This is a genomic window from Paraburkholderia phenazinium, assembly GCF_900142845.1.
Taxonomy (GTDB): Bacteria; Pseudomonadota; Gammaproteobacteria; order Burkholderiales; family Burkholderiaceae; genus Paraburkholderia; species Paraburkholderia phenazinium_A.
The window spans coordinates 1118779-1143794 of record NZ_FSRU01000002.1 but is presented as its reverse complement, the minus strand read 5'-3'; the positions used below and the strand labels follow the sequence as shown (position 1 = coordinate 1143794).

Below are 25016 nucleotides of genomic sequence, written 5' to 3'. Positions count from 1 at the left end.
GTTTTTGTTTAGAATCCGGTAATCGACAGCACGCGCGGGATTGTCCAGCGCCATTCGTGGCCGGCTTGACCCTGTGCGGCGCGTCGAATGCACGGTCGCGCCTGCTCCACGAATCCCATGCAGGTCGCCGGGACAGACCGGAGTCAAGCCAGCGGCGATGGTATTCCACAGGAGCGGTATGGTGTGGCATTTCCCGACAGCTATTCCGCCAGCGCTGTGTGCGTGGGCGGTTTTCATGAGCGTGCTGATCACGCAGCTCGGCGCACCCGTGCCGGCTGCGCCGATGCTGGTGCTCGCGGGCACCATGGCCGCGGTGGGCCAGGTCTCGTACTCCAGCGTGTTCATCGCCGCGGTCTGCGCAACCTTGCTCGCCGACACGCTCTGGTTCACTACCGGTCGTCTGCGCGGCCGGCGCATGTTGAATTCGCTGGTGCGCTTCTCCTTGTCGTTCGATGCCACGGTGCGGACCACGCGCAATCTGTTCGAACGCCATGGCGCGCCGATTCTCGCGGTGTCCAAATTCGTCCCCGGGCTCGGCCTGATTGCCGCGCCCTTGCTCGGCACCACCAGCATCGATCCGCGCATTTTCCTCGCGTGGGACCTGCTGGGCGCGTCGCTATGGGCCGGCGCCTGGCTGCTGGGCGGCGCCGCGCTGCACGACTGGATCGCGCAAGCCATGCTGCTGGTGCGGCACAACGGCGGCACGATCTTCGATCTGTTCGCCGTGCTGGCGGTGCTGTTCGTTGCTTATCGCTGGGTGCGGCGCGTGCAGTTTCGCCGCTGGCTCGCGAAGATCCGCATTAGCCCCGAGCAACTCGACGAACTGATGAAGTCGGATGCGCCGCCGCTCATCTTCGATGCGCGGCCGCCGGAAGTGCGCGCGAAGGAAGCGTATCGGATTCCGGGGGCGCGGGCGCTCGACCTGGAGTCGCCCGAGCAACTGGATCCGCAACTGCTGCAGCGCCCGATCGTCGTGTACTGCGTCTGCCCCAACGAAGCGACCGCCAAACGGATCGTGGCCCAGCTTCACGGCAAGAATATTCATCACGTGCAGGCGCTCAAGGGTGGCCTCGACGCATGGGAGCGGCGCGGCTATCCTGTCGAGCCGCTATCAGCGGATTTCCATGCGCAGCACGACGAGGAAGGCGATTTCGATGCGGTGCTGGATAACGAATACACGGTACGGGCCCGCTTCTCGAAGTAGCCGTTCACAAACCGCGCTACCTATGTCACTATGCACGACATGAATCCACGTAACGTCCCGAACCGGTCGCATCATCATCACGGCAGCAGTCCGTTGCGCCGTGGTTCGTTACGTCTCATCGCACTGAAGCCAGGAACACACTGAGTTCCTGCTTCATGCAAAACGACCAGGGCGCCTAAAGGGCGCCTTTTTTTATTTCACCACCCCTGGAGTGCAAGCATGACCATGATTCGCGGCACACGTTTTATCGTCGGCAAGGAAGCGGCGCAAGCCCGCGCGTTGGAGAATCGTTTCCGGAGCTACCTTCATTGATGCCGGCGCGGAAGAAGCCATCGTCCCTGCGCTGTGGTCGCAGGACACCTTCATCGAAAAGGCCGGCGGCAGCGAAATCATCGGGCAGATGTGGGCCTTTCCGGACAAGAAGGGCCGGCCCTGTTGCCTGATTCCCGAGGTCACGGCGCTGTTTCAGGAGCGCTGCCAGGAACTGCTCGAAGGGCGCCGCGAACGCATGCTGTTTTACGTCGCACGCTGCTACCGGTATGAACGTCCACAAGCCGGCCGGTACCGCGAGTTCGTGCAACTCGGCTTCGAGTACCTGTGTCCGGACCCCGAACGCGCGCTGCTTGCCAGCCGTGAACTTGCCGCGGGCTTTCTCGATTCGCTCGGGCTGCGTTATGCGCTCGACCCCGCCGCGAAGCGCGGCCTCAGCTACTACCTCAACGGACAGGGCTTCGAGATTCGCTGCACCGAACTCGGCGCGCAACAGCAGGTAGCAGGCGGCGGCGCGTATCGCGAGGGCGCGGGCTTTGGTCTCGGCGCAGAGCGGTTGCTGCTGGCGATGGGGCTGCAGGATCGGCTCACGGGCTGATGGCCCGCTAATACCCGGTTCATGCCTGTTTAACCGGGTGCGCTGCCGAAGAAACACACGGCAAGCTCATCGTGACCGCGACCACGGACAACACCGTGGCGCGCTCAAGCGCCCCGTCTTAGTGCAGTCCGGTGAAAAGGGATACAGAATTCGCCGCGCCGCGGGAGCACAGTTTGAAGAAACCGCGAAACAGGCCGTTTCAAGGGGTTTTGTTGATGAACAACGCGTTCTCTCGCCCTATCATATGCGCCAGATTGACGCACCCCCAGCGATGAAGAGGGGAGACCAACTCGTGGAGCCATGATGTACGCAGAGAGTATCGACAAATTCGCCAAGACCGGCGCGCATAAGGCAGAGTCTATCGTGCGCTCGCCGCTCGCCTTTCTGATTGGCGCAGCTATGGCTGGAGCCTATATCGGCTTTGGCGACATCCTGATGTTTTCGGTCGGCTCGCATGTCGATCCGGCCTACGTGCACCTGATCATGGGTGCGGTGTTCGCCTGCGCGCTGACTATCGTCGTGTTCGCCGGCTCGGATCTGTTCACCGGTACTGCCATGTACATGCCGTTCGCCGTGTTGCGTGGCGAGACGGGTGTGGGCGGCATGGTGCTGGTATGGGTGGTGTGCTGGATCGGCAACCTGATCGGCGCCGTGGTGCTCGCGGCGATTCTGCATGCGGCCGGCGGCGGTGTGCTGCTGACCGACGGTTCCGAGGTCTTCTTCAAGGCCGTCACGGCGAAGATGTCCGCGCCGGGCCTCGCGCTGTTTTCGAAAGGACTGCTGTGCAACTGGCTCGTGTGCCTCGCGATCTGGATGGCGGCGCGCACCAATAACGACGGCGCCAAACTGGGCCTGATCTTCTGGCCGGTGTTCGCGTTCGTGGCAAGCGGCTTCGAACACAGCGTCGCCAACATGTTCGTGTTTGCGCTGGCGCTGATCGGCGAACACCCGGAGACGGTCACGCTTGCCGGTGCTGTGCACAACGAAATATTCGTCACGCTCGGCAATCTTGCCGGCGGCGCCATCTTCATGGGTCTGGGCTACTGGATGCAGGAAGGCGGCATCGGCCATCCGTCGAAGTCGCGTCTGCCTGCGACCGCCGGCGGCGCCCGTAGCAACTGATCTCAGCCTAACGCTTTTAGTCCGTCCGCCACTTCCTGGATCTCGGTAGGCCGCACCACCCGGGCGATTTCCACGCCGTCGCGCAGGAAGATCAGCGTGGGCCACAGCTTGACCTTGAACGAGCGTCCTAGCCGCCGGCCGGGTCCGTCCTCGATCTTCAGGCGCGGTACCTGCGGATAAGCGTCGAACGCCTGGCCGATCACCGGCTGGGCCGCCTTGCAGTAACCGCACCAGTCGGTGCCGAATTCGAGGACCGTTGCGCCCGCAAGCGCGTCGACTTCGGCACGCGTCGGCGCGGTGGTGGAATAGGCGGTGGAAGCGGCGGCGTGAGTCGTCATTTTTGCTCCGAAGTGGATGAGGCTGGCAGCGTAATTTACCGGACTTGAGGCCGTGCTGCGCGCAGCGGGACGGCTTCAATGTATCGGAAAACTGCACGCGCAGCATTGCGCGAACGCTGCCGCGAACCGGCCAGGCCTTCACTCAATACCGGTCTCGCCCGCCAGCTTGGGAAACAGGATGCCTTCCCTGACGATGCCCCCAGGCTTGACGCCTTCACCCCAAGGCCGATCCCAACCCGGCCCGGCTGACACGCCGAGCCACGCCTGCAGCTCTGTCATCTTGCCCGGCATCACGGGGCAGAGCAGGTTGGAGACGCTGTAAAGCGCTTCCAGCAAGGTATAAAGCACGGTATCCAGCCGCCCGGCGGCATGCGGGTCTTTGGCCAGCGTCCACGGCGCGCTGCTCGCCACATAGACGTTGAGCTGCTTCACGAACTCCATCACCTGCTCGGCCGCGCGGCCGAGTTTCATCTCCTCGACGAGAGCAAGAACCACGGCCGGCAATTCGCGCGATCGTACGATCAGCGCCTGTTCCGCCGCTTCATAAACCTTGGGCGCGGGGACGACCCCGCCGCGATACTTCACGACCATCGACAGGCTGCGCGACGCCAGGTTGCCCAGATCGTCGGCCAGATCGCGATTCAGGCGCTGTTCGATCACGGCGTGACTGATGATGCCGTCGAAGCCGAAGCTGACCTCGCGGATCAGCGTATAACGCAGCGCATCGACACCATAGGTGTGCGCCGCGGCCAGCGGATCGACGCCGTTGCCGAGCGACTTGCTCATCTTGCGTCCATCGGCGCCCAGCAGATGTCCCGACACATGCAGGCGCCGATACGGCGCGATGCCTAGCGCATGCGTCATGCTCAGCCAGAAGAGGGTATGCGTGCGCAAGATATCCTTGCCGATCACATGCCGCACCGAAGGCCAGAAGTGCGCGAAGGCCGGCTGATCGGGATAGCCGAGCGGCGACACGTAGCTCAGCAGGGCGTCGAACCAGACGTACGTAACGTGCCGCGTGTCCCAGGGAATCGGGATGCCCCACTCGAGGCGCTCCACCGGCCGCGAGATGCTCAGGTCGCCTATCGGTTCTTCCAGCAGCTTGAGGACCTCGTTGCGGTACTGCGCGGGCTGGATCAGATCGGGGGTATCGAGCAGCAACTGGCGCATCCAGTCCCGGTGCGCCTCCATGCGGAAGAAGTAATTAGGCTCGCGCCGCACGACGGGCGGCTCCTTGTCCTCGGGCAGCTTGCCGTCGACCAGCTCCTTCTCCGTGACATAACGCTCCTGGCCGACCGAGTAGAGCCCTTCGTATTCCGCGAGATAAATCTCGCCGGCGTCGAACAGGCGCGTCAGGCACTCGGACACGACCCGCGCGTGGTCCGGCGCCGTGGTGCGAACAAACCGGTCCGGCTCGACCGCGAGACGCCGCCACGCTTCTTCGAACGACTTCGCATGCCGTTCGGCGAACGCGCCAGGCGCTTCGTTGGCCTCTTTGGCGGCCTTGGCGATTTTCTCGCCGTGCTCGTCGGCGCCGGTGAGCAGCATCACCTGATGGCCGGCCGCCCGCAGGTAGCGGGCCATGATGTCCGCGTGGACGCTGGCGTAGGCATGGCCCATATGGGGCCGGTCGTTCACGTAGTAAATCGGCGTGGTGATGTATCGGTACGTCATTGCCGCTCCAAAAAAGAAAAGGGACGCCAGCGGCGTCCCTTTTTAGAAGCAAAAAAGCCCTCAGCGCCTGGGGGGAGAACCTGCCAGGAACATACGCATCGAACGAGCGGGGGCTTGAATAGCTTGAATTTTCATCGAGAAATCGTCGAACACTATCGAGTGGTGAACCAGCGGCCCAAGCCGCAAGTTTTTAATCGTGCCAGCAAATCCGCTCACTGTCTAGCGCCGCGAGGCGGCCGCATGCAGACCCGGGTGCAGGCCAACTGAAGGCCAGGCGCGAGGCGGGCGGTAGCGCGCGTGGGGCGGCATCCGGCACACCCAGGAGGCACACATCCGGCCGTCGCTCGGACATAATGACGGCACCGGCGCCTACGATGCACCGTGGGCCGCGCGGCGCGCCACGCCGCACGGGCGAGCCGCGCCCACCCAACCCTTCAACAGCGATTGACGAGGATTACCCTGTATGGACCGCCTCCAGGCAATGGAAGTCTTCACCCGCGTGGTCGAGACCAACAGCTTTTCGAAGGCCGCAGAACTGCTGGATTTGCCGCGCGGCTCGGTGAGCAACCTGATTCAGGCGCTCGAGCAGCATGTCGGCGTGCGCCTGTTGAACCGCACCACACGCCAGGTCAGCGTCACTGAAGACGGTGCGCTGTACTACGAACGTTGCGTCGGCATCCTTGGGGAGATCTCGGACGCGGAGTCGTCGTTGTCGAACAAGCGGCAGAGTCCCGCGGGCACCATCCGCGTCGACACCTCCGGCACGCTGGCGAAGGCGCTGTTGCTGCCGGCGCTCGGCGATTTTTATCAGCAGTACCCAGAGATCGAGGTGCGTCTCGGCCTCGCGGACCGCAATATCGACCTGATCCAGGACGGCGTCGATTGCGTGATCCGTATGGGCTTTCTGGAAGAGTCGAGCCTTGTTGCACGGCGCATCGGCAATTCGCGCATCACAACGTGTGCGTCGCCCGCGTATCTCGCCGCACACGGCACGCCGACCACGCTCGAAGAGCTCCAGGGGCATCGCGCGGTCAATTACGTGTCCGCGCGCAGCGGCAAAGTGTTCCCCTTCGAATACCAGGTGAATGGCGAAGTGGTCAAGGTGACGCTGGACGGTGCGCTCGCGGTGAACGACGGCACCGTCTACATCACGGCGGGCGCACTGGGCTACGGCATCATCCAGCCCTCGCGCTTCATGGTCGCGGATATGATCGAGCGCGGCGAGTTGCAGGAAATACTGACCTCGTACGCCATCCCGTCTACGCCGCTGTCGATTCTCTATCCGCACCGGCGCATGAGTTCGCGCGTGCGCGCATTCACGGAATGGATCACGCAGCTCGCGACTCAGCATCCGGATCTCGGTCTTTGAGCCACGCACTGCGCGAGATATGCCGGAATTATTTTTTTACAACAAAGTATTTCGCACGCCAAAGCGGCATTTTTTTAAATTGTCGCGTGGCGCCTGCGCGGTTTTTTTCTCTTCCATGGCGTCCTATGATGGCCTGAGTGCGCCGGCCTGAGTGTGTCCCCTCCGGTTCGACTGGCGTACACCGATCCGGACGACGGCATTCATGGACAACAGGATTCGCGGTTTCGACGGACTACGCGCTATCGCCGTACTGATGGTGTTTCTACAGCATCGCGTGCTGAGCGGCCGCGACGAGACAGGGCACCTCGGCGTATGGATTTTCTTCGCGCTCAGCGGCTTTCTGATCACCGGCATCCTGAGCGCGCAACGCCGCACGATCGAGCGCGACGCGAGCGACTTTTTTACCGAGCTGAAGCGCTTTCTGTTTCGGCGGACGTTGCGCATTTTTCCGATCTACTACCTGCTGCTGATCGTGATGGCCGTGCTGATGATGTTCGGGCACGCCGCGCCGCAGCTGAAAAGCGGCTTGCCATTTCATTTCGCTTACCTGTCGAATATCTGGATCGGCGAAGTGTTGCGTTACTGGCCTGGCCCGTGGTCGCACCTGTGGAGCCTTTCGATCGAGGAGCAGTTCTATCTGTTCTTTGCGCCGCTGCTCCTGCTGGTACCGGTTCGCTGGCATCTGCTGGTGTGCTGTGCGGTGTTCGTGACCGGGTTGGCGTCGATGCTGTTGATGCGTTTTGCGGGTACGCCGGAAATCGTCGTCTACACCCATCCGTTGACGAACTTCTGGATGCTGGCGCTCGGCGGCATCGGCGGGGCGTGGTTGCGCGTGGAAGGCTCGACGCTGCGTGCGCTGCTGTCGCGGCAGTCGGGCTTCATTGCGGTGTTATTCGGCGTAACGGCGTTGTGCGTCACCGAGCCGAACTGGTCGGCGGTCGCGAATCCCGCCGTCTATACGCTCGTTTGCACGCTGTACGGCATGGGCATTGCGGCTCTGGTCTGTGCGGTTGCGTGCAGCGGTAGCACGGCGCTTGTGGGCGTGCTGGAGACGGGCTGGCTGGCGTCGTTGGGCCGCATCAGCTACGGTTTTTATCTGTATCACAACTTCGTGCCGGACCCGGCCCGGCTCAACCGCGTGAAGGCGCTGTTTCACGGCGCGGCCGAGCCCACCTGGGTACGGTTCGCGGGAATCGCGATTTCGTTTGGCGTCTCGTTGTGGTTGGCGAAACTGTCGTGGCGCTTCATCGAAGCGCCGATTCTGCGACGCAAGGCGGAGTGGACCCAGCGCGTGGTGAATACGACGGGGCGTCGCGCGGGGTTGTATAAGAGTTAGGGCGAAGCGCGCCGCAGCAGCTTACGCATTGGGCGGCACAGCGCCCGCCGGTTCCAGCCCATCGACGCTCGCATGAACGCGCCAGCCGGTAAAACGCACCTGCAGATTGCGATACTTCTTCAGATAGTGAAGACCGACCAGCGCCGCGGCGAAGCCGGAAGCGGCGCCGACGCCGAGCGCCCAGCGCGGTCCGAAATGATCGGCGACCCAGCCGACAATCGGCGCGCCCAAGGGCGTGCCGCCTAACGCGATAGCCAGCAGAATCGCAATCACCCGGCCGCGCATGGCCGGCTCGGTGGATAGCTGGACGAGGCTATTGGTCGACGTCGTGAAGGTCTGCGTGCATACGCCGATGACGACCAGCGTGAGTCCGAACAGTCCGTAGGTGGGCATGCATGCGGCGAGCGTGCAGCCGAATCCGAACAGGGCGGCGCTCACCAGCAACAGCGACAAACGGGGCTTTGCCCGCCGCGCAGCCAGCAGCGCGCCCGTGACCGATCCGATCGCCATCGTCGAGGTCAGGAGTCCGTATTGACCTGCACCGGCATGAAACGCCGTGACCGACATGGTGGAGATAAAGATCGGGAAGTTGAGCCCGAAGGTGCCGATCAAAAACAGCATCAGCAACAGCGCCTTCAGATCGGGCCGTTTCCACACATAACGGAAGCCGTCGACAAAGCCCCCGCGTGCGCGATGCGCCTTGAGTTTATGGTGCAGTTCGTGGACGCGCAGAATCTTCAGCGAGCCGAGCACCGCCGCAAACGAAGCCGCGTTGATGAGGAACACCCAGCCGGTGCCGACCGACGCGATCAGCACGCCGGCCACGGCCGGGCCGATCATGCGCCCGGCGGTGAACGAGGTGGAATTCAGCGCCACCGCGTTCGACAGATCCTCCTCGCCGACCAGTTCGGCGACGAAGGTCTGCCGTGCCGGCGAGTCGAATGCGGTGACGCAGCCAAGCAGAAACGCAAACAGGTACACCTCCCACAACTTCACGAGCCCGGTGACGGTGAGCAGGCCGAGCCCAAGGGCGAGGCCTCCCATCGCCGCCTGGGTCACGAACAGGAGCTTGCGGCGGTCGAGATGGTCGGCCGCATAACCGGTCAGCGGCAGCAGAAGCAGCATGGGCCCGAACTGCAGCGCCATCACGATGCCGACGGCGGTCGCGTTCTTGTGGGTCAGCTCGGTGAGGACGAGCCAGTCCTGCGCCGTCCGCTGCATCCAGCTGCCCACGTTCGAGACGAGTGCGCCGCCTGCCCAGACCCGGTAGTTGAAGCCGCTCAGCGAGCGGAAGGTGCCTTTCACCGGACTATCCTTGAAGCTTGCGTGAACCTGAAGCCGAGGTTGAAGCCGAAGCCGAACTCGGGCCCAGGCGTGCGTGCGTTTGCTGCGTGGCCGGGCCGCTCACGCGCCGGTCTTGCCGAGCAGCGCGACGATTTCGCCGACGGTGCCGGTTTCGCCGAGCCGCGGGAAAATCCGCGTGACCGCGTTGTGGTGGGTGTCGGCGTTGAGGTCGGTCATCGCATCGGTGGCGAGCGTGACGTTAAAGCCCAGTTCGTACGCCTGGCGCGCGGTCGATTCGACGCCGATCGAGGTCGCCACGCCGACGATCACCACCTGCGTGACGCCGAGACCCTTGAGGTGCTGTTCGAGGCCGGTGCCGACGAATGCGCCCCACGTGTGCTTGGTCACCAGGTGGTCTTCGGGCTGCTGGTTCAGTTGGGGGACGAGGTCGGTCCAGCCTGCGGGGAACGCGCCGCTGTGACGCGCCTGTTCCGTGCGGCCCGGCGCGCCGCCGGCCACGTTGACGAGCACGACCGGCAGCTTGCGGGCGCGGAACGCGTCGAGCAGCACGATGCTTTGCTTGACGATTTCATCGGTCGGGTGCGCGGTGGGAAGCGCGAGGATGCCGTTTTGCAGATCGATGACGATCAGTGCGGTCTTCGGGTCGAGCGTGGTGACTGCCATGATGGACTCCTTGAGGGGTGAGGCTGAGGCCGCTCCGAAATGGGGCGGCCGGAGGTTAGAGGATGGACGGATGCGGTTCGCATGGACCCGCAGGGGGTTCTCCGCCACTCGCGGCTGGGTAGCTTGACCACCGTCGCGCCGTGGGACAACGGACCTGCCGCCGCGGCGAGGCCACCAGCAAACAACAGGCTCAAGTCTCGACGAGCCGTTTGAGCAGTTCGACGGCGCCCGCCAGTTGCGCCTGCTCGGGCGGCGCGAGTTTCGCGCGAATGGCGCGGAACAGCCAGTCTTCGCGCGCGGCCCGGCCGCTGCGGATCGCCTCCGCACAGGACGGCGTGAGCGAGAGAACGGTTTGCCGCCCGTCGGCCGGATCGGGCGCGCCGCTCACGAAACCGGCCGCCTTCAGGGCGGTAACCGTTTCGCCCATCGACTGGGGGCGCATGCCTTCGGCCCGGGCCAGCGCGGTGACGGTGGCGGGCCCCTCGCGATCGAGACGGGAGAGGACGCGCACCTGCGTCCAGCTCAGATCGCCGAAGTTCGACTGCTCGCGCAGTTGCCGCTTCAACTGGCCGATGACGACGCGCAACTCGCCGGCCAGCGCCAGTGCGCGGGCGGCTTCGGGGTCAGCAGGGGAATCGCTCATGTCTGGTTGGTCCAGGAGAACGGGGAATGGGGGAGCGCAATCGGCCAGGCGGAAATTAGGAAGGCCACCTGTTAAGGTTACCTTCATAGTTGGGCGCGAGTCAAGCATGAAGCCTGCGCCGGCCTTGCACCGGCACCTCGCGAGGGGCTACGCCCCGCTCACTGCACCGTGTCCGGGTTGCCCACGCCCGACCCCGGCTCGAGGCGGTCGGAGTCGTCGTCGCTGTCCGTTGGGCTGTCGCGCTCATCGGCGCCTGGCGAGCGCGCCGTGCGTCTGCGTGCATCGAGCACGTCCTGGTAGTGCAGCCACGAAACGTGCTCGCCCGATTTGGCGGCATACATGGCGGCATCGGCATTGAGCAGCAGCGCTTCGGCCGAGGTGCCGTCGGCCGGGTAGTGGCTGATGCCGATACTCGCGCCGACCAGCATCGGCTGCCCATCGATCAGCAGCGTGTCGTTCAGGGCACGGATGATGCTGACGGCAATTCCCGGCGCCGCATCGGTCGAGCGGGCGCCCTTGACCAGCACGATGAATTCGTCGCCGCCGAGCCGCGCCACCATATCGCCCTCGGACTCGCCCTCGGCCAGCACCGCTTGCAGACGACGCGCCACGGTGGCCAGCACGCGGTCGCCGACGGCGTGGCCGTACTGGTCGTTGATCTGCTTGAAGCGGTCGAGGTCGACGAACAGCACCGCGAGCCGTTCGCCCGCCGCCGCGGCCTCGTGAATCGCGGCCTCCAGCCGGTCGGCGAACATCATCCGGTTGGGCAGGCCGGTCAAGGCATCGTGACTGGCGAGATGAACCAGCTCGTGTTGCCTGTGATGCAGGACGTCGAGTTGCGAGCGGATTTCCCGGCGCATCCGGTCGAAGCCACGCGCCAGCACGCCGATTTCGTCAGTACGCCTGAGCGGCAGGGCACCCATCGTATGGTCTGCGAAGAAATGGGTGGCCGCATGCGCGAGCATGTGCAACGGCTGGGTCAGCGCCCGCGCGAACAGGATGGCCAGCAGGAACGCAAGCACGCTCGACACCAGCACCATGCGCACAATCCGGTCGCCGAGCAGCGTGGCGCCGGCCAGCACGTCCGAGAGCGGCTTGGCGAGACCGAGCACGACGAAACGGTTGCCGTCCGCCACGCCGAACGGCTTGCGGATGAACGCCAGCACATGCCCCGCGGCCTGCTGCGGCCGCACCAGACCGTTCATCAGCACATTGCTTTTCGACTGGTCGAAGAGCGGCACGGTTGCCGGAAAACTATCCTGCATCAGGATGCGCCGCCCCCGGTCGAAACCGAAGGTCTGCGCCGCATCCGGGTGGATCAGGAAATCGCCCCATTCGTTCGCGAGATACACCTGGTAGTCGCGCGGCAAGTCGACCTGCAACACCCTGAGCAGGCTCGCGAGGTCCACGTCGAGCACTACCACGCCGACTACGCTGCCGTCGGCGGCTATCACGGGCGTGCCGAGACGCAGTGTCGGCTTGCCCTCGGCGGAATGCGCGCCGTGCTCGTGATTGACCGTGATCGGCGAGATATAGATGCCGCGCGGCGGCAGCGCGAGCGTGTCGAACACGTAGGCAAACTGACCTTTTTCCTGCAGCGCCCTTGTCTCGACCCGTACCGCGCTCTGGGCATTGCGGTCGAAACGGATCAACTCGAGTCCGTAGTGCTGACGTGTGATCAGGCGGATCTGCAGATACTCGGGGTGATTCGCCATGAAGCTGCCGAAGACCTTCGCCAGGCGCTCGCGGGAGGCATTGGTGCCCGAGCCGTCGTCGGATTGGGCGACCCGCGCGGCCGACGGCAAGGTGGCGAGCACCTCGGCATCGGCGGCCACGTCCTGGATCGCCACCGAAAAGCGCTGGCCGAGCAACTCGGTGGACGTCAGCAGATTCTGCTCGGCTTCGTTCACGAGCATCGTGCGGTTGGCGTGGTACGCGTAGAACCCCGTTGCGCCCGAGGCGATCACACCGATGCAGGCGAGCAGCAGCGACAGCTTGAAGGTCAGACCGGGGCGCATCATTTGAAGGTCTCCGGCAGGTCGCCCGAAACGATCTTGCTCCACAGGGTTTCGCGACGCTGCACGTCGGCCACGGGACGGATCCAGACCAGATGCGCGTTGACGTTGCTCTCGGGCGAGGGCGTCAACGTATTGGCGAGGCCCTGGCGCTGGATCAGCAGCGCGCTGACCTCCGGTTCGAGCATGTAGTTGATCCACGCGAGCGCGAGCGGACGATGCGCGGTCGCACTCGTCATGGCCCAGCAGTCGAGCCAGGCGAGCGCACCTTCGTTCGGGATCACGTAGCCCACATCCGCGCCCGCCCGACGCAACTGCGCGAGCTGCTGGGTGCCGTAGTTGCCGAACATCAGCGCGGCCTTGTGATGGACAAAGAACGCCGTCGCCTCCTCGGGCAAGGTGTAGTAGGTGAGCAGGTTGCGCCGCAGATCGACCAGCTTGAGGGCGATCGCGCGGGTTTGCGCGGGACTGAGCTGGAACGGATCGGGATAGCCGAGCGCAAGCGCCGCGAACGAGAAATTGTGCTGCGCGCTGTTGAAGTCGAGTACCTTGCCGCGATAGCGCGGATTCCATAGCTCGGTCATCGAGGTCGGCGCCACCGCGATCTGCTTGCGGTCGTAGATCAAACCCATCGACGAGTAGGTGAACGGAATCGCGTAGACCTTGCCGCCTGCGGTCAGGCCGTCGATTGACGAGAGCGCCTGGAAACGCGGTAATTGGCGTCGCGTATTCGGAATCTGCGCGAGGTCGAGCGGGGCCAGCATGTGCTCTTGCGTGTAGCGCTGGATTTCGGCCGTGTTGGCGGCGAGCACGTCGAACGGAGGCGTGTGGCCGGCATGCAGGTTGTCCCATAGCGCTTCATCGGAATCGACCAGCGTGACTTCCACCCTGGCATGAAAGCGCGCCTCGAAAGCCTTCACGACATCGGGATCGGCGTAGCCGGGCCACGCCAGCACGCGCAGGACGGTATCCTCGGCCATCGCCGGGGCGGTCGCGAACAGGCAGCCGCATACCAGCAGCGGGAGCTGCAACAAGACGCGATATGCGCGCCAGGTGATGCGCGGCGAATTCGCCGGTGTCCTAACGGATCGGGGCGTTCGCCGCGAGAAAAATCGGGGGCCCCAGTGCATGTCATCGGTCCTTTGGCAAGCGTGTACACGGGATCAGTGCCGCCCAGCATCATGCACCCGAATTCGAGCATTTGCATCGCGACGTCGCTCGCTTCGCCCTGCATTTGACAATGTCGAACCAGGCCCGGCTGAGATCACACTGATCTGCTGTTCGCTTTTTGCGAAGGTCGTTGCGCGCTCCGCTCATACTCGCAATCCGAATCCGGTCCGACATCGTTTCGCGGAACTTCGGCGAGCGCGCCTCTCGTCTGCATATCGGCCCCTGTGACGATATCTTTAGTCGTGAAGGCGTCGTGGATGTTTCAGAAAGTAACTTCACGGCAAGCATCGCGCGGATGTCGGTGGACTAGCTGAGGTCACAGCGCGAAGACAAAAAAAAAGCGGCCCCGCGAGGGGCCGCCTGCACTTCCTGGCGGATGACGCTAACTGGATCTGCGGGCCGTTGCCGACCGTTAGGTCCGCTAACCCATCAGGACGACATCACCGTCACAGCCTTCGTCACCAGATACGCTTCCACGGCTTCAGGGCCGCCTTCGGAACCATAGCCCGAATCCTTGACGCCGCCGAACGGCATTTCCGGTGTCGGCGTGGCCGGTTGATTGATCCACAGCATGCCGACTTCAAGCTGCTGCGAGAGCAGATGCACGTTGGCGAACGACTTCGTGAAGGCGTAGCCGGCGAGACCGTACGGCAGGCGGTTAGCCTCGGCAATCGCGTCTTCGAGCGAGTCGAAGCCGCGAATCGCCGCGATCGGGCCGAACGGTTCGTTGTTGAACACGTCGGCTTCGAGCGACACGTTGGTCAGCACTGTCGGCGCAAAGAAGTTGCCTTCCGTGCCGACACGCTCGCCGCCGGTGGCGACCGTCGCGCCGGTGGCGCGGGCGTTGTCGAGCACCTTGGCCATGGCCGTGAGGCGGCGCGCGTTGGCGAGCGGCCCGAGCGTGGTGCCTTCGGCAAGGCCGTCACCGAGCTTGAGGCTCTCAGCGTGCTTGACGAGCGCCTGCGAGAACTCTTCGCGGATGCTGTTGTGGACCAGAAAGCGCGTCGGCGAAATGCAGACCTGGCCCGCGTTGCGGAACTTGGCGCCGCCGGCGGCCTTGACGGCCAGCGCGACATCCGCGTCCGCCGCGACGATCACCGGGGCGTGGCCGCCCAGTTCCATGGTGGCGCGCTTCATGTGCAGGCCCGCGAGGGCGGCCAGTTGCTTGCCGACCGGCGTCGAACCGGTGAAGGTGACCTTGCGGATGACCGGATGCGGAATCAGGTAGCTCGAGATCTCAGCGGGGTCGCCGAACACGAGACCCACCGTGCCGGGCGGCACGCCGGCTTCGACAAACGCCTGCAGCAGGGCAGCGGGCGATGCCGGGGTTTCTTCCGGCGCCTTGACGAGGAACGAGCAGCCGCTCGTCAGGGCCGCGCTCAGTTTGCGCACCACCTGGTTGACCGGGAAATTCCACGGCGTGAAGGCGGCGACCGGGCCGATCGGTTCCTTCAGCACCAGCGACTGGGCGGCCAGATTGCGCGACGGCACTACGCGGCCGTAAATGCGACGGCCTTCGTCGGCGAACCATTCGATGATGTCGGCGGCCGACAGCATTTCAACGCGGGCTTCGGCGAACGGCTTGCCTTGCTCCTGGGTCATCAGGCGCGCGATGTCCGAGGCGCGTTCGCGCACCAGGGCGGCGGCCTTGCGCATGACGGTGGCGCGCTCGTTGGCGGGGATCTTGCGCCAGGCTTCGAAGCCCTTTTGCGCGGCGGCGAGTGCGCGGTCCAGATCGGCGATGCCGGCGTGGGCAACCTTGCCGATCGGCTTGCCGGTGGCGGGGTTGATGACCTCGAGGGTTTTGCCGCTGGCGGCGTCGCACCACTCGTTATTGATCAGGAGTCGGGTATCGGTATAGCTCGATGTAGCCATGCTGGGTTCCTCTGATGGGTAGGGCGAGTGGCCGCGACAGTGTGCCGGCGGCCGGAGATGGGCTGCGGATTGTTCAATCTTAGCCGATTGTGGCCGGCGGCACAGGCTGCGGGGGCAGCCGCGGGCCGCCGCCGGGATGAGGCGAGGCGATCATTGCGCGGGCGACGGGGCGGTGTTCTGGTGGTTGGCGCAGTCGGCGGTCGCGATCATGCTGGCCTGGTCGGGTGTCATGCCCGGGCCTTGCTGGCTGTAAATCCGGTCGATGATGGCGTTGATGGCCTGGCGGTCGGCGTTGTCCTTGTAGTACTTGGCCGCCTGGTCGAGCGCCTGCGCTTTCGTCTTCTTGTGCGTGCGCCACGACGCGACCTGCCCGGCAATATCGCCGAGCGCAAAACATTGATCGCTGACGGTCTGCGCCATGGCTTCCATGGCCGGCTGCGCCAGGCAAACCGCCAGCGCGGCGGATACGACGACTCGCTTCATTCCGAAATCCTGTGGTGAGCGGAACGACGTTTCTGCGGCGGGCGAGCGTGTCGCCTCGCGCGGAAGCATCGAACCAAACCCCCTAGTTTACCGATAAGCGGGCCGAACCGGTTGTCAGACCGGCAGACGTGCGCGCCGGAGCCGCCGGTTCGCCGACCGGCCAGCCTGGCGCAACCGGTTTGCGTCAGTCGAAGTCGGTGGAGCGCGACACGGCCTCCCAGGACGTGATTTCGTCACCCAGCGCGGCCAGTTTTTCCCGGACCAGGTTGAGCGCATCGTTGCCGAGCAGGAGGTGCACGGGTGGGTCCTCGGCTTCGACGAGCTTCAGCAGCGCCTGCGCGGCTTTGACCGGGTCGCCGGACTGCTTGCCGCTCTTCGCCTCGCGCGCCGCGCGGATCGGGCTGAACAGCGCATCGTAGTCGGGGATGCTGCGGCCCGCGCGGACCATCGAGCGGCCGGCCCAGTCGGTCCGGAAGGAGCCCGGCGCAAGCGCCGTGACCTTGATGCCGAAACCGGCCACTTCTTTGGCGAGCGACTCGGAAATGCCTTCGAGCGCGAACTTGCTGCCGCAGTAGTAGGCGATGCCCGGCATGGTGATGAAGCCGCCCATCGACGTGACGTTGACGATGTGTCCCGCGCGGCGCGTGCGCATGGCGGGCAGCACCGCCTTGATCGTCGCGACGGCGGCGAAGACGTTGACGTCGAACTGGTGGCGCAGATCGGCGAGCGGCGACTCTTCGAGCGTGCCTTCGTAGCCATAGCCCGCGTTATTGACGAGTACGTCGATCTGGCCGACTTGATCAGTGATCCTATCGATTGCCGGGGCGATCGCATCGAACTCGGTCAGCTCGAGCACGATGCCATGCGCGCGACCGGGGGCCAGCGCTTCGAAGGCTTGCCGTGCGGCGTCGCCGCGCACCGTGCCGACGACGCGATGGCCGTCGTTCAAGGCGGCCTCTGCGAAAGCGCGGCCAAAACCGGAGCTGACGCCGGTAATCAGGAAGGTTTTACGGGGAGTGTGGCTCATGGTGGGGTCGTCCTTTCGCTTGTCGATCATCATCGGTGGCGAGTCCGGCTCGGGGTGCCGCAGCGCGGCACGGTGCACAGGCAGGCAAGGCATACGCATGCCGCCGGCAAAGGCGTTGCCCAACCGGAACTCGCTTTGCATCTTAGGAGCCGCGCCGGCCGAAGCGAATGCCGGTTCTTCTGTCTTGCTTGCCTGATCCTATGAGCCGGTAGATTTCTATCGGTGCAAATGGCACATTGCAGGCTGGCAGGAACGCGCAAAAACGCGCAAAAGGGCCCGCATGACTCTCGCAGACGACGACTGGACACGCACGCAGCGACGCATGGTGGCGTTGCTCGACGCGCTGACCCCGGTTGAGGGATACAACCTGACGGCGTTGCCCGACGTGCGTTTTCTACGCTCGAACCGGCCGCTCGCGCGCACGCCGGTGCTGTACGATCCGGGCATCGTGATCGTGTGTCAGGGCCGCAAGCGCGGGTTCCTCGGCGACGAGGTCTATCTGTATGACGCGCAGCACTATCTGGCCGTTGCGGTGCCCGTCCCGTTTTCGATGGAGACGGACGCCAGCGAGGCCGAGCCGATGCTGGCCATCTATTTCCGGCTCGATTTCAACCTCGCCGCCGACCTGATGCTGCAACTCGACGAACGGCACGATAGCGTGCCCGCCGGTCGTCCGAAGGGCATGATGTCGACCCCGCTCGACGCCAGACTCGGTGTGTCGGTACTGCGCTTTCTCGAAGCGATGAGTGTGCCGCTGGAGGCGGAGATGCTCGGCCCGGCGCTGGTGCGCGAAATCTACTTTCGCGTCCTGACCGGGGAGCAGGGGGCGTCGATGCGGGCCGCGCTGACGCGTCAGGGGCAATTCGGCAAGATTTCGAAAGCGCTGCGCAAGATCCACCAGTGCTTCAGCGAAGCGCTCAGCGTCGAACAACTGGCGATGGAGGCGAGCATGAGCGTGCCGTCGTTCCACGCGCATTTCAGGGCGGTGACCAACACTTCGCCGATGCAATATCTAAAGTCGACAAGGTTGCACCAGGCGCGTCTGCTGATGGTCAGAAACGATGTGACGGCGGCCGTCGCGTGCGTGCAGGTGGGCTATGAGAGCGCCTCGCAGTTCAGCCGCGAATTCAAACGCCTGTTCGGGCGCAGCCCCGTCGAAGAAGCCGACCGGATGAAGCAGAGTTTCGCGCTTCCCGAGGCTGCGCCCGGTTCCATCTACGTCTCGTCGCATTGAGCGACGAAACGTAGATGGCTGCCGCGTGGTGCGCTTAACGCAAGCCGCCGCCCGCCAGCAGTTGCTCGCCCGTCAGCCAGCCGGCGTCGTCCGAGGCGAGGAACACCGCGACCTTCGCGATGTCTTCGGGTTGACCGACGCGTCCGAGCGGCGTCTGAGTCACGAGCGCGGTTTCCATATCGGACCCGATAAAGCCCGCGCTCGTCGCGCCTTCGGTTTCCACCATGCCGGGATTGATGCTGTTGACGCGAATCTTGCGCGGCCCGAGTTCGCGCGCCAGCACGCCGGTGATCGCATCCACCGCGCCCTTGGTGCCCGTGTACACGGCGCTGGCCGCCGGGGTGACGCGGCTGACGACCGAGCCGATGTTGATGACGCTGGCGCCTTCGCCGAGGTGCTTCGCGGCGGCCTGGGTGGTGAGCAGCAGCCCGAGCACGTTGACGTTGAACTGCTTGTGGAAATGCGCTTCGGTGATGCCTTCAATCGGCGCGAACTCGTAGACGCCCGAGTTGTTGACGAGCACGTCGAGGCGTCCATAGGTTTCGATGGCGGCATCGATGATGCCTTGTGCATCGGTGGCCTGCGAGACGTCGCCGCGTACCGCGACCGCCTTGCCGCCGGCCTGGGTAATGGTGGCGACGACTGCGTCGGCGCCTGCCTGGCTGGAGGCGTAGTTGACGACAACCGACGCGCCTTCCGCGGCGAGCGCTTTAGCGATGGCTGCGCCAATCCCTTTCGATGCGCCGGTGACGACGGCGACTTTGCCGGTGAGCTTGCTCATGACTGAATCCTTTCAGGGGGAGTACATCGGAGCATCGGCGAGAGGTTTCCCGCAGGTGCAAGGAGAGTAGGGCTGAAAGGACTGTAGTCGATCGGCCGCGAGAGATCATTGCGCTCGCGGCGAATTCATTGGACGGAACTGGCGAACAATGACGTGGTGTGACGAGCCTCAGGGCTCAACCGGCTCCGTCTGCGATGCCGACGCGTCGCTTTGCGCGAGACGCCGCTCGAGCAGCGCTTTCGATTCCAGCACCGGCTTGCCTTGCAGCTTGTTCAGCGCCTGCTGCAGCATGAAGTCGTCGCTTGAACCGAATTCCACCGGCGCGCGGTCGCGATCCTTCTGACGCTGTTCCGGCGTCTCCTTGTCGCTGCGTTCTTCGAGCAGCCGCAATTGTTCGACGCGGTCCTGCTGGCGCGCCTGGAGTTCTTTCTTCTCGTTCGGATCCTGGATGTTCGCGAGGTGATTCGGATAATCGGCTTCGCGCGTTACGAGCGCGTCGTCGGGGTCGCCGTCGGCGTACTGGTCGACCGGAACGTCCGGACGGATGCCGATGTCCTGGATGGAACGGCCGCTCGGGGTGTAGTAGTACGCGGTCGTCAGGCGCAAGGCCGTGTTCGAGGTCAACGGCACCGAGGTCTGCACCGAGCCCTTGCCGAAGGTGGTCTTGCCGAGGATCACCGCGCGATGCGCGTCCTGCAGCGCGCCCGCCACGATTTCCGATGCCGAGGCCGTATAGGCGTTGGTCAGCACGATCATCGGCACGGTCTTGAAGATGGCCGGCTCGTTGAGCAGCGGATCGCTGTTAAAGGACGACAGCCGGTAGTACGCGTAGGTGTCGCGATAGGCGCGCTTCGAATACTCGACCTGGCCGTTGGTGGTGACGACGATCGAATCGCGCGGCAGAAAAGCGCCCGCCACGCCGACCGCGCTTTCCACGAGGCCGCCGCCGTTATTGCGCAAGTCGAGAATCAGGCCCTTCAGATTCGGCTCCTGATGCGCGATGGTGTTGAGCCGCGCCGCCAGGTCGGGCGTCGTGTGCTCCTGAAAACTCGTAATGCGCACGTAAGCGTAGCCGGGCGCCGGCATGGCCGTTTTCACGCTCTGCAGTTTGATGACGGCGCGCGTGACGGTCAGCGGGAAGGTCCGGTCTTCGCGCTTGCGATAGAGGGTGAGCGTGACCTTGGTGCCCGGATTGCCGCGCATCAGCGCCGACGCCTGATCGGGCGTCATGCCGTTGACCGGTTTGTCGTCGATGCTCGTGATCAGGTCGCCGGGACGGATGCCGGCGCGAAACGCGGGCGTGTCGTCGATCGGCGCGATGACCTTGATGAGACCGTCTTCCGCGCTGGTTTCGATACCGATGCCGGCGAAGCGGCCGGTGATCTGTTCCTGCAGATCGCGAAAGTCTGTTTTGTCCAGATACGCCGAATGCGGATCGAGGCTCGACACCATGCCTTTGATCGCGGCGGTCAGCAGCTTGTCGTCGTCGACGGGGTCGACGTATTCCTGCTTGATCTGGCCGAACACTTCGGCAAAGAGTCTCAACTGGTCGAGCGGCAACGGAGCGGAGGGCGGCTGGGCGGCGGACGCGAACCCGGGCAGGATGGCGGCGGTGCCGAACGTCATGCTCAAGGCGAGGAGACAGGGCAATTTCCGCATGATGACGATCCGGTGTGCGTGACAGTTCTCCACAGTACCGCAGCTATTTTCGTTTCGCAATCGTGGGGCATGTTGGGGGCGCGTGTCGATCGGGCCCGCCGATAAAGATCACGCCGGGTGGCGAAGATGGAACCGAAGACCCGCCGGACAACTGCACTAGACAAACACTCGAAAAAAAGCCGACCGGTTAACGCGGTCGGCTAAAGATTCTGGCTATTCCGAGGGCCGTGCCAGAACCTGAGAGAGCTCGCATTATCGCATGTCGCCTTTGCCCACAATATTTTCGCGCGTGGAACGTCTTCGTTCTCAGGGTGCAGCACGCTCCCGGTTGTTGGACCCGAGATTCATTTCCCTCTTCACCAGAAGGCTCAATCATGAATATCGACGAGATCGAGAAGTTTCTCCGAGAGACCCGCAATGCCAACGGCCCCAGTCCGCTTCAGGATGCCCAGGTCAACGAGGTGATCGATCGGGTGTGGGCGTCGCAACGCTATCCCGACGACGGCGGTCCACGTGCGAATCCGAGCTGCGATCCTGAAGATTATGCGGACTACGGATTTTCCATCTTCCCCGCCCAGGGCGATCTGATCTATCTGCTGTGCCGTGCGATACGCGCGACCCGGGTGGTGGAGTTCGCGACCTCGGTCGGACTCTCGACGCTCTATTTCGCGGCGGCGCTGCGCGACAACGGCGGCGGCACGGTGATCGGTTCGGAACTGGTTCATTCGAAGGTCGTCACCGCCAGACGTCACCTTGCCGAAGCCGGCCTCGCGTACTACGCCGAGATTCGCGAAGGCGATGGCCGCGAGACGCTCAAGGATCTTGGCGGCCCGGTTGATTTCGCGTTGATCGACGGCTGGCCGTCAGGATCGGGACCGTCGCTCGCGCGCCAGGTCATCGAGGTCGTGGCGCCGCAGATCCGCATAGGCGGCTTTCTGATGAACGACAACGGCGAGTCCGACTATGTCGACTTTGTCCGCGATCCGGCCAACGGCTTCGTGTCGATGAACGTGCCGATCAAAGGCGGTACGTTGCTGTCCGTCAAGGTGTTTTGAGTCGAGCCGAGGTGGGGCGGTCAGGACGCAACGTGCCTGATTTTCTTCGCCCGCAACGGCGGCGCTTCAGGACGCTCGAACGCCTCGACCAGATAGTCGATGAACACCCGCACCCGCATCGGTATTCGCCGGCCCGCCGGATAGACGAGATGGACCGGTAACCGCTCGGGTTGCAGTTCCGGCATCAGGACCTGCACCTCGCCGGAACGGATCTCATTGGCCAGCAGCCAGAACGGCGCCTGAGCAACGCCCAGGCCGCACAGCACCGCCGCGCGAATATGTTCGGCGTCGCCGGTCAACACCGAACCGTGCGGCACGTAAGAGACCGTCTCCTGCCCGACCTTGAACGACCAGGGGCGGCGCTCACGGCCTTTCGCAAAGACGATGCAGGCGTGCCGGTCCAGCTCGGCAAGACGGGTCGGCACACCACGCGCCGCCAGATAGCCAGGGCTTGCCGCCAGGATGAAATCGGTCTCGGACAATTTGCGCGCGGTGAGCGAGGAGTCCACCAGTCGCCCATGACGGATCGCGAGATCGACACCTTCTCCCACCATGTCGACCTGCCGCTCCGAGACCGACAATTCGACCGCGACATCGGGATAGCGTCGCAAGAATTCGGGGAGCAGCGGCGTCACCCAAAGCCGACCGTGCGCCGGCGCGGTATTGATGCGGATCACGCCGCGTGGCGACTGCTGCCGCTCGCCTACGGAAGACTCCAGTGCGTCGAAGTCGTCCACCAGTTGCTTGGCCGACTCGTAGAAGGTTTGCCCCGTTTCCGTGATCACGACCTGGCGCGAGGTACGCAACACGAGCTGCGCGCCCAGGTGCCGCTCCAGCGCCACGATCTGCTTGCTGACGGCAGGCTGTCCAATCCCCGCCTCGCGTCCCACGGCAGAGAAACTGCCGCATTCGACAAGGCGCACAAACAGGCGAATCGCATCCAACCGGTCCATAGAGGCTCGCAGCATCAATTCCAGAGTGGAATGGATGGTATGTCCTGAAGCGACGTTTCGGCAATGGATGAAGTTGCCTATCGTACGGGCTGCGCAATCACCGATACCGAAACCGAAGGAGCTGAATGATGAAAGCGATTTGTGTGACGCCTGAGCGCGAGCTGGAAGTTCGCGACATCCCGACCCCGCACGAGCCAGCGCCGGGCCATGTGCTGGTCGACATGGCGGCCTCGGCGATCAACCATGGCGACAGGACGTTCCTGAGAATGCCGAGGGCGGCGGGCAACCCGCTGGCGCTCGGTCAGTACGACGTGTGGGGCGCGTCGGGAGCGGGCCGGGTGGTCGCGGTGGGGGCGGGTGTCCCCGCGGACTATGCGGGCAGACAGGTGGCGATTTACCGCTCGCTTGCCAGAAGTCCCGAGAGTGTTGGGCTGTGGTGCGAGCGGGCGCATGTGCCCTACACGAGTTGCCTGATTCTGCCGGAGCAGGTGGATGCGAGGGACTATTGCGGCTCGCTCGTCAACGTGATGACGGCCTATGCCTTTCTCGAAGAGATCGCTGAAGCCGGCCATAAAGGAGTGATCGTCACGGCCGGAAATTCGGCGACGGGACATGCTCTCGCCGCACTCGCGCGCCAACGCAACGTACCGGCGATTTTCCTCGTGCGCAACGAGGCGGCGCGCGAGGCGCTCTGCGCTTTGGGCGTAGAACATGTGCTCGTGACAGACGAGGGTTTCACCGACACGCTCGGCGCGTTGGCCGCCGAACTGGGGACGACGGCGGTATTCGAGGGCGTGGGCGGCGAGCTGCTGGGGAAGATCGCCCCCAGCCTGCCGATGAACTCGACCGTCTATATCTACGGCTTTCTGGCGGGAAGCACGCCGATCTCCATCCCGTCCGTGCTCTTCATGATGAAGAACCTGACGATGAGGCGCTTCAGCAATTTCGAAACCAGGACGGTGAAGGAGCCGGCGCAGCTAGTGGCCGCGCTAAGAGCACTGGAAGGCGTGATCGACGATCCGATGTTTACGACGCGCATCGGCAAGACGTTCGGTTACGAGCAGATCGAAGCGGCCATGGCTTACGGGCCGCCTGACGGGACCAAGGCCGTCCTCGTCGCCTGAGTGCGGCGCCATCATCCCGACGCTTCCTTCTTGATAGACTTGCGATATCAGAAAGAACACGGGAAAACGCGTGAGCCTCGAGGAATACTACAGGCGCCTGGAACTGCCGGGCACGGCCTCAGCCGCCGACGTCAAACGCGCCTACCGGCGGCTGAGGGCGAAGTACCACCCGGACCGCAACAAGGGGCGCGAGACCAGCGTCGAGCCGGCGTTCAAGCGCATCCAGGAGGCGTTCGAGATCCTGACCGGCAAGCGCAAGCCACCGGTCTTCGAGCCGGCGGCGTCGCGCGACGAGCGCGAGCACGAGGCGCGCTCGCGCGAGCAACGCAGCGGGCCGCGCATGCGCGGTGCGAACTGTCTCGTCGAACTGTTTGTGCCGCTCGAAGCGGCCATTCACGGCGGCGCGGTCGAAGTGAGCTACGCGGTGAACGGGCCATGCCGTCAATGTCAGGAACGCGCCACGGAGTGCACGCGCTGTTACGGCAGCGGCCAGTCGCTGTCGGGCGCGCGCTGCAGTGCGTGTGCGGGAACGGGGCGTCCGCTGGCCGGCGACGGGTGCCCGATCTGTCTCGGCTCGGGTATCGCGACCTACCGCAAGTCGGAGACCGTCATGGTTCCGGCGGGGGCGTGGGACGGTCAGCGTCTGGTCGTCGAAGGCGGCGGCCATCCCGGGGCGAATGGCGGTCCGTTCGGCGACGCGATCTTCTCGGTCGCGATTGTGTGCGGCGCGGGGTTTCGTCGCAACGGGCTGAATCTCGCCTGTGAGATTCAGGTCGATTTCGTCACGGCGACGCTTGGCGGCAGCTTCGAAGCGCAGATCCTGGGCCGTGCGCAGCAAGTGTCGATTCCGCCGAATGCGCACCCGGGCAGCACGATCCGTTTGTCCCGCCATGGGCTCACGGACCGCAACGGCTTGCGGGGCGACCTGACGCTGCAACTGGTGCTGGCGATGCCGGTTGCGGTGTCGCATTTGAGCGGCGACGAGCGGGAGCGGCTGCGCGCGATGTTTGCGGATGCGCAGCGGCGCGCCGTGCAGGAGAGTTAGCCGTCGGCGTGCTGCAGGTGCAGGCAAGTCGTGACTAAACACACACCGCATCACGGCCGCGAGGCTAACCATC

At 64.4% G+C, this 25016-nt stretch carries 22 protein-coding genes; 9 read left to right on the top strand and 13 right to left on the bottom strand.

Going from position 1 to position 25016, the window contains the following annotated elements; translation table 11 throughout:
* The first annotated feature begins 181 nt into the window (after positions 1 to 181).
* From BUS12_RS22165 to BUS12_RS22155, 3 genes are all read left to right on the top strand, one after another.
* The gene (locus BUS12_RS22165) at positions 182 to 1204 is read left to right on the top strand and encodes a VTT domain-containing protein (RefSeq protein WP_074301643.1); all 1023 of its coding nucleotides are present in this window, start codon (positions 182 to 184) and stop codon (positions 1202 to 1204) included.
* 286 nt (positions 1205 to 1490) lie between these two features.
* Positions 1491 to 2072, top strand: coding sequence for an ATP phosphoribosyltransferase regulatory subunit (locus tag BUS12_RS22160; RefSeq protein WP_074299328.1), 582 nt, complete (start codon positions 1491 to 1493; stop codon positions 2070 to 2072).
* A 300-nt stretch (positions 2073 to 2372) separates the two neighbouring features.
* Complete coding sequence (locus BUS12_RS22155) at positions 2373 to 3194, top strand: formate/nitrite transporter family protein (protein ID WP_253190187.1); 822 nt, start codon at positions 2373 to 2375, stop codon at positions 3192 to 3194.
* Positions 3195 to 3196: 2 nt separating this feature from the next.
* Here BUS12_RS22155 and BUS12_RS22150 read toward each other — a convergent pair whose 3' ends face one another.
* Positions 3197 to 3532 (bottom strand): thioredoxin family protein, encoded by a 336-nt coding sequence (locus tag BUS12_RS22150; RefSeq protein WP_074299324.1) that lies wholly within the window; start codon positions 3530 to 3532, stop codon positions 3197 to 3199.
* A gap of 138 nt (positions 3533 to 3670) precedes the next feature.
* Entirely contained in the window at positions 3671 to 5206 is a 1536-nt protein-coding gene (gene metG, locus BUS12_RS22145; RefSeq protein ID WP_074299322.1) for a methionine--tRNA ligase, read from the bottom strand.
* A gap of 463 nt (positions 5207 to 5669) precedes the next feature.
* Here metG and BUS12_RS22140 point away from each other — a divergent pair, with 463 nt between their 5' ends.
* Together BUS12_RS22140 and BUS12_RS22135 are read left to right on the top strand one after the other, a co-directional pair.
* Positions 5670 to 6575 (top strand): LysR family transcriptional regulator, encoded by a 906-nt coding sequence (locus BUS12_RS22140; protein WP_074299320.1) that lies wholly within the window; start codon positions 5670 to 5672, stop codon positions 6573 to 6575.
* 202 nt (positions 6576 to 6777) lie between these two features.
* Positions 6778 to 7911, top strand: coding sequence for an acyltransferase family protein (locus BUS12_RS22135; protein WP_074299318.1), 1134 nt, complete (start codon positions 6778 to 6780; stop codon positions 7909 to 7911).
* A 21-nt stretch (positions 7912 to 7932) separates the two neighbouring features.
* Here BUS12_RS22135 and BUS12_RS22130 read toward each other — a convergent pair whose 3' ends face one another.
* From BUS12_RS22130 to BUS12_RS22095, 8 genes are all read right to left on the bottom strand, one after another.
* Positions 7933 to 9216 (bottom strand): MFS transporter, encoded by a 1284-nt coding sequence (locus BUS12_RS22130; RefSeq protein WP_074299316.1) that lies wholly within the window; start codon positions 9214 to 9216, stop codon positions 7933 to 7935.
* 99 nt (positions 9217 to 9315) lie between these two features.
* Positions 9316 to 9879, bottom strand: a complete 564-nt coding sequence (locus BUS12_RS22125) for an isochorismatase family protein (protein WP_074299314.1) — start codon at positions 9877 to 9879, stop codon at positions 9316 to 9318.
* Positions 9880 to 10069: 190 nt separating this feature from the next.
* Positions 10070 to 10522, bottom strand: coding sequence for a MarR family winged helix-turn-helix transcriptional regulator (locus BUS12_RS22120; protein WP_074299312.1), 453 nt, complete (start codon positions 10520 to 10522; stop codon positions 10070 to 10072).
* 158 nt (positions 10523 to 10680) lie between these two features.
* Complete coding sequence (locus tag BUS12_RS22115) at positions 10681 to 12543, bottom strand: diguanylate cyclase domain-containing protein (protein WP_074299310.1); 1863 nt, start codon at positions 12541 to 12543, stop codon at positions 10681 to 10683.
* The gene (locus BUS12_RS22110; RefSeq protein WP_083640721.1) at positions 12540 to 13517 is read right to left on the bottom strand and encodes an extracellular solute-binding protein; all 978 of its coding nucleotides are present in this window, start codon (positions 13515 to 13517) and stop codon (positions 12540 to 12542) included. Before BUS12_RS22110 ends, BUS12_RS22115 begins: the two co-directional genes overlap by 4 nt.
* Before the next feature lie 619 nt (positions 13518 to 14136).
* Positions 14137 to 15582 (bottom strand): NAD-dependent succinate-semialdehyde dehydrogenase, encoded by a 1446-nt coding sequence (locus BUS12_RS22105; protein ID WP_074299308.1) that lies wholly within the window; start codon positions 15580 to 15582, stop codon positions 14137 to 14139.
* 150 nt (positions 15583 to 15732) lie between these two features.
* Positions 15733 to 16065, bottom strand: a complete 333-nt coding sequence (locus tag BUS12_RS22100) for a hypothetical protein (RefSeq protein WP_074299306.1) — start codon at positions 16063 to 16065, stop codon at positions 15733 to 15735.
* 184 nt (positions 16066 to 16249) lie between these two features.
* The gene (locus tag BUS12_RS22095; protein ID WP_074301641.1) at positions 16250 to 17092 is read right to left on the bottom strand and encodes an oxidoreductase; all 843 of its coding nucleotides are present in this window, start codon (positions 17090 to 17092) and stop codon (positions 16250 to 16252) included.
* Between the two features lie 280 nt (positions 17093 to 17372).
* Here BUS12_RS22095 and BUS12_RS22090 point away from each other — a divergent pair, with 280 nt between their 5' ends.
* Entirely contained in the window at positions 17373 to 18326 is a 954-nt protein-coding gene (locus BUS12_RS22090; protein ID WP_074299304.1) for an AraC family transcriptional regulator, read from the top strand.
* A 34-nt stretch (positions 18327 to 18360) separates the two neighbouring features.
* Here BUS12_RS22090 and BUS12_RS22085 read toward each other — a convergent pair whose 3' ends face one another.
* Complete coding sequence (locus BUS12_RS22085; protein WP_074299302.1) at positions 18361 to 19107, bottom strand: glucose 1-dehydrogenase; 747 nt, start codon at positions 19105 to 19107, stop codon at positions 18361 to 18363.
* A gap of 168 nt (positions 19108 to 19275) precedes the next feature.
* Positions 19276 to 20766 (bottom strand): S41 family peptidase, encoded by a 1491-nt coding sequence (locus BUS12_RS22080; protein ID WP_074299300.1) that lies wholly within the window; start codon positions 20764 to 20766, stop codon positions 19276 to 19278.
* A 374-nt stretch (positions 20767 to 21140) separates the two neighbouring features.
* Here BUS12_RS22080 and BUS12_RS22075 point away from each other — a divergent pair, with 374 nt between their 5' ends.
* Positions 21141 to 21821, top strand: a complete 681-nt coding sequence (locus BUS12_RS22075) for an O-methyltransferase (RefSeq protein ID WP_074299298.1) — start codon at positions 21141 to 21143, stop codon at positions 21819 to 21821.
* A 20-nt stretch (positions 21822 to 21841) separates the two neighbouring features.
* Here the strand turns inward: BUS12_RS22075 and BUS12_RS22070 are convergent, their stop codons facing one another.
* Complete coding sequence (locus tag BUS12_RS22070) at positions 21842 to 22774, bottom strand: LysR family transcriptional regulator (RefSeq protein ID WP_074299296.1); 933 nt, start codon at positions 22772 to 22774, stop codon at positions 21842 to 21844.
* A gap of 125 nt (positions 22775 to 22899) precedes the next feature.
* Here BUS12_RS22070 and BUS12_RS22065 point away from each other — a divergent pair, with 125 nt between their 5' ends.
* Both BUS12_RS22065 and BUS12_RS22060 read left to right on the top strand, forming a co-directional pair.
* On the top strand, positions 22900 to 23898 hold the full coding sequence (locus tag BUS12_RS22065) for a zinc-binding dehydrogenase (RefSeq protein WP_253190186.1): 999 nt from the start codon (positions 22900 to 22902) through the stop codon (positions 23896 to 23898).
* Between the two features lie 70 nt (positions 23899 to 23968).
* On the top strand, positions 23969 to 24943 hold the full coding sequence (locus BUS12_RS22060) for a DnaJ C-terminal domain-containing protein (RefSeq protein WP_074299292.1): 975 nt from the start codon (positions 23969 to 23971) through the stop codon (positions 24941 to 24943).
* Positions 24944 to 25016 lie beyond the last annotated feature (73 nt).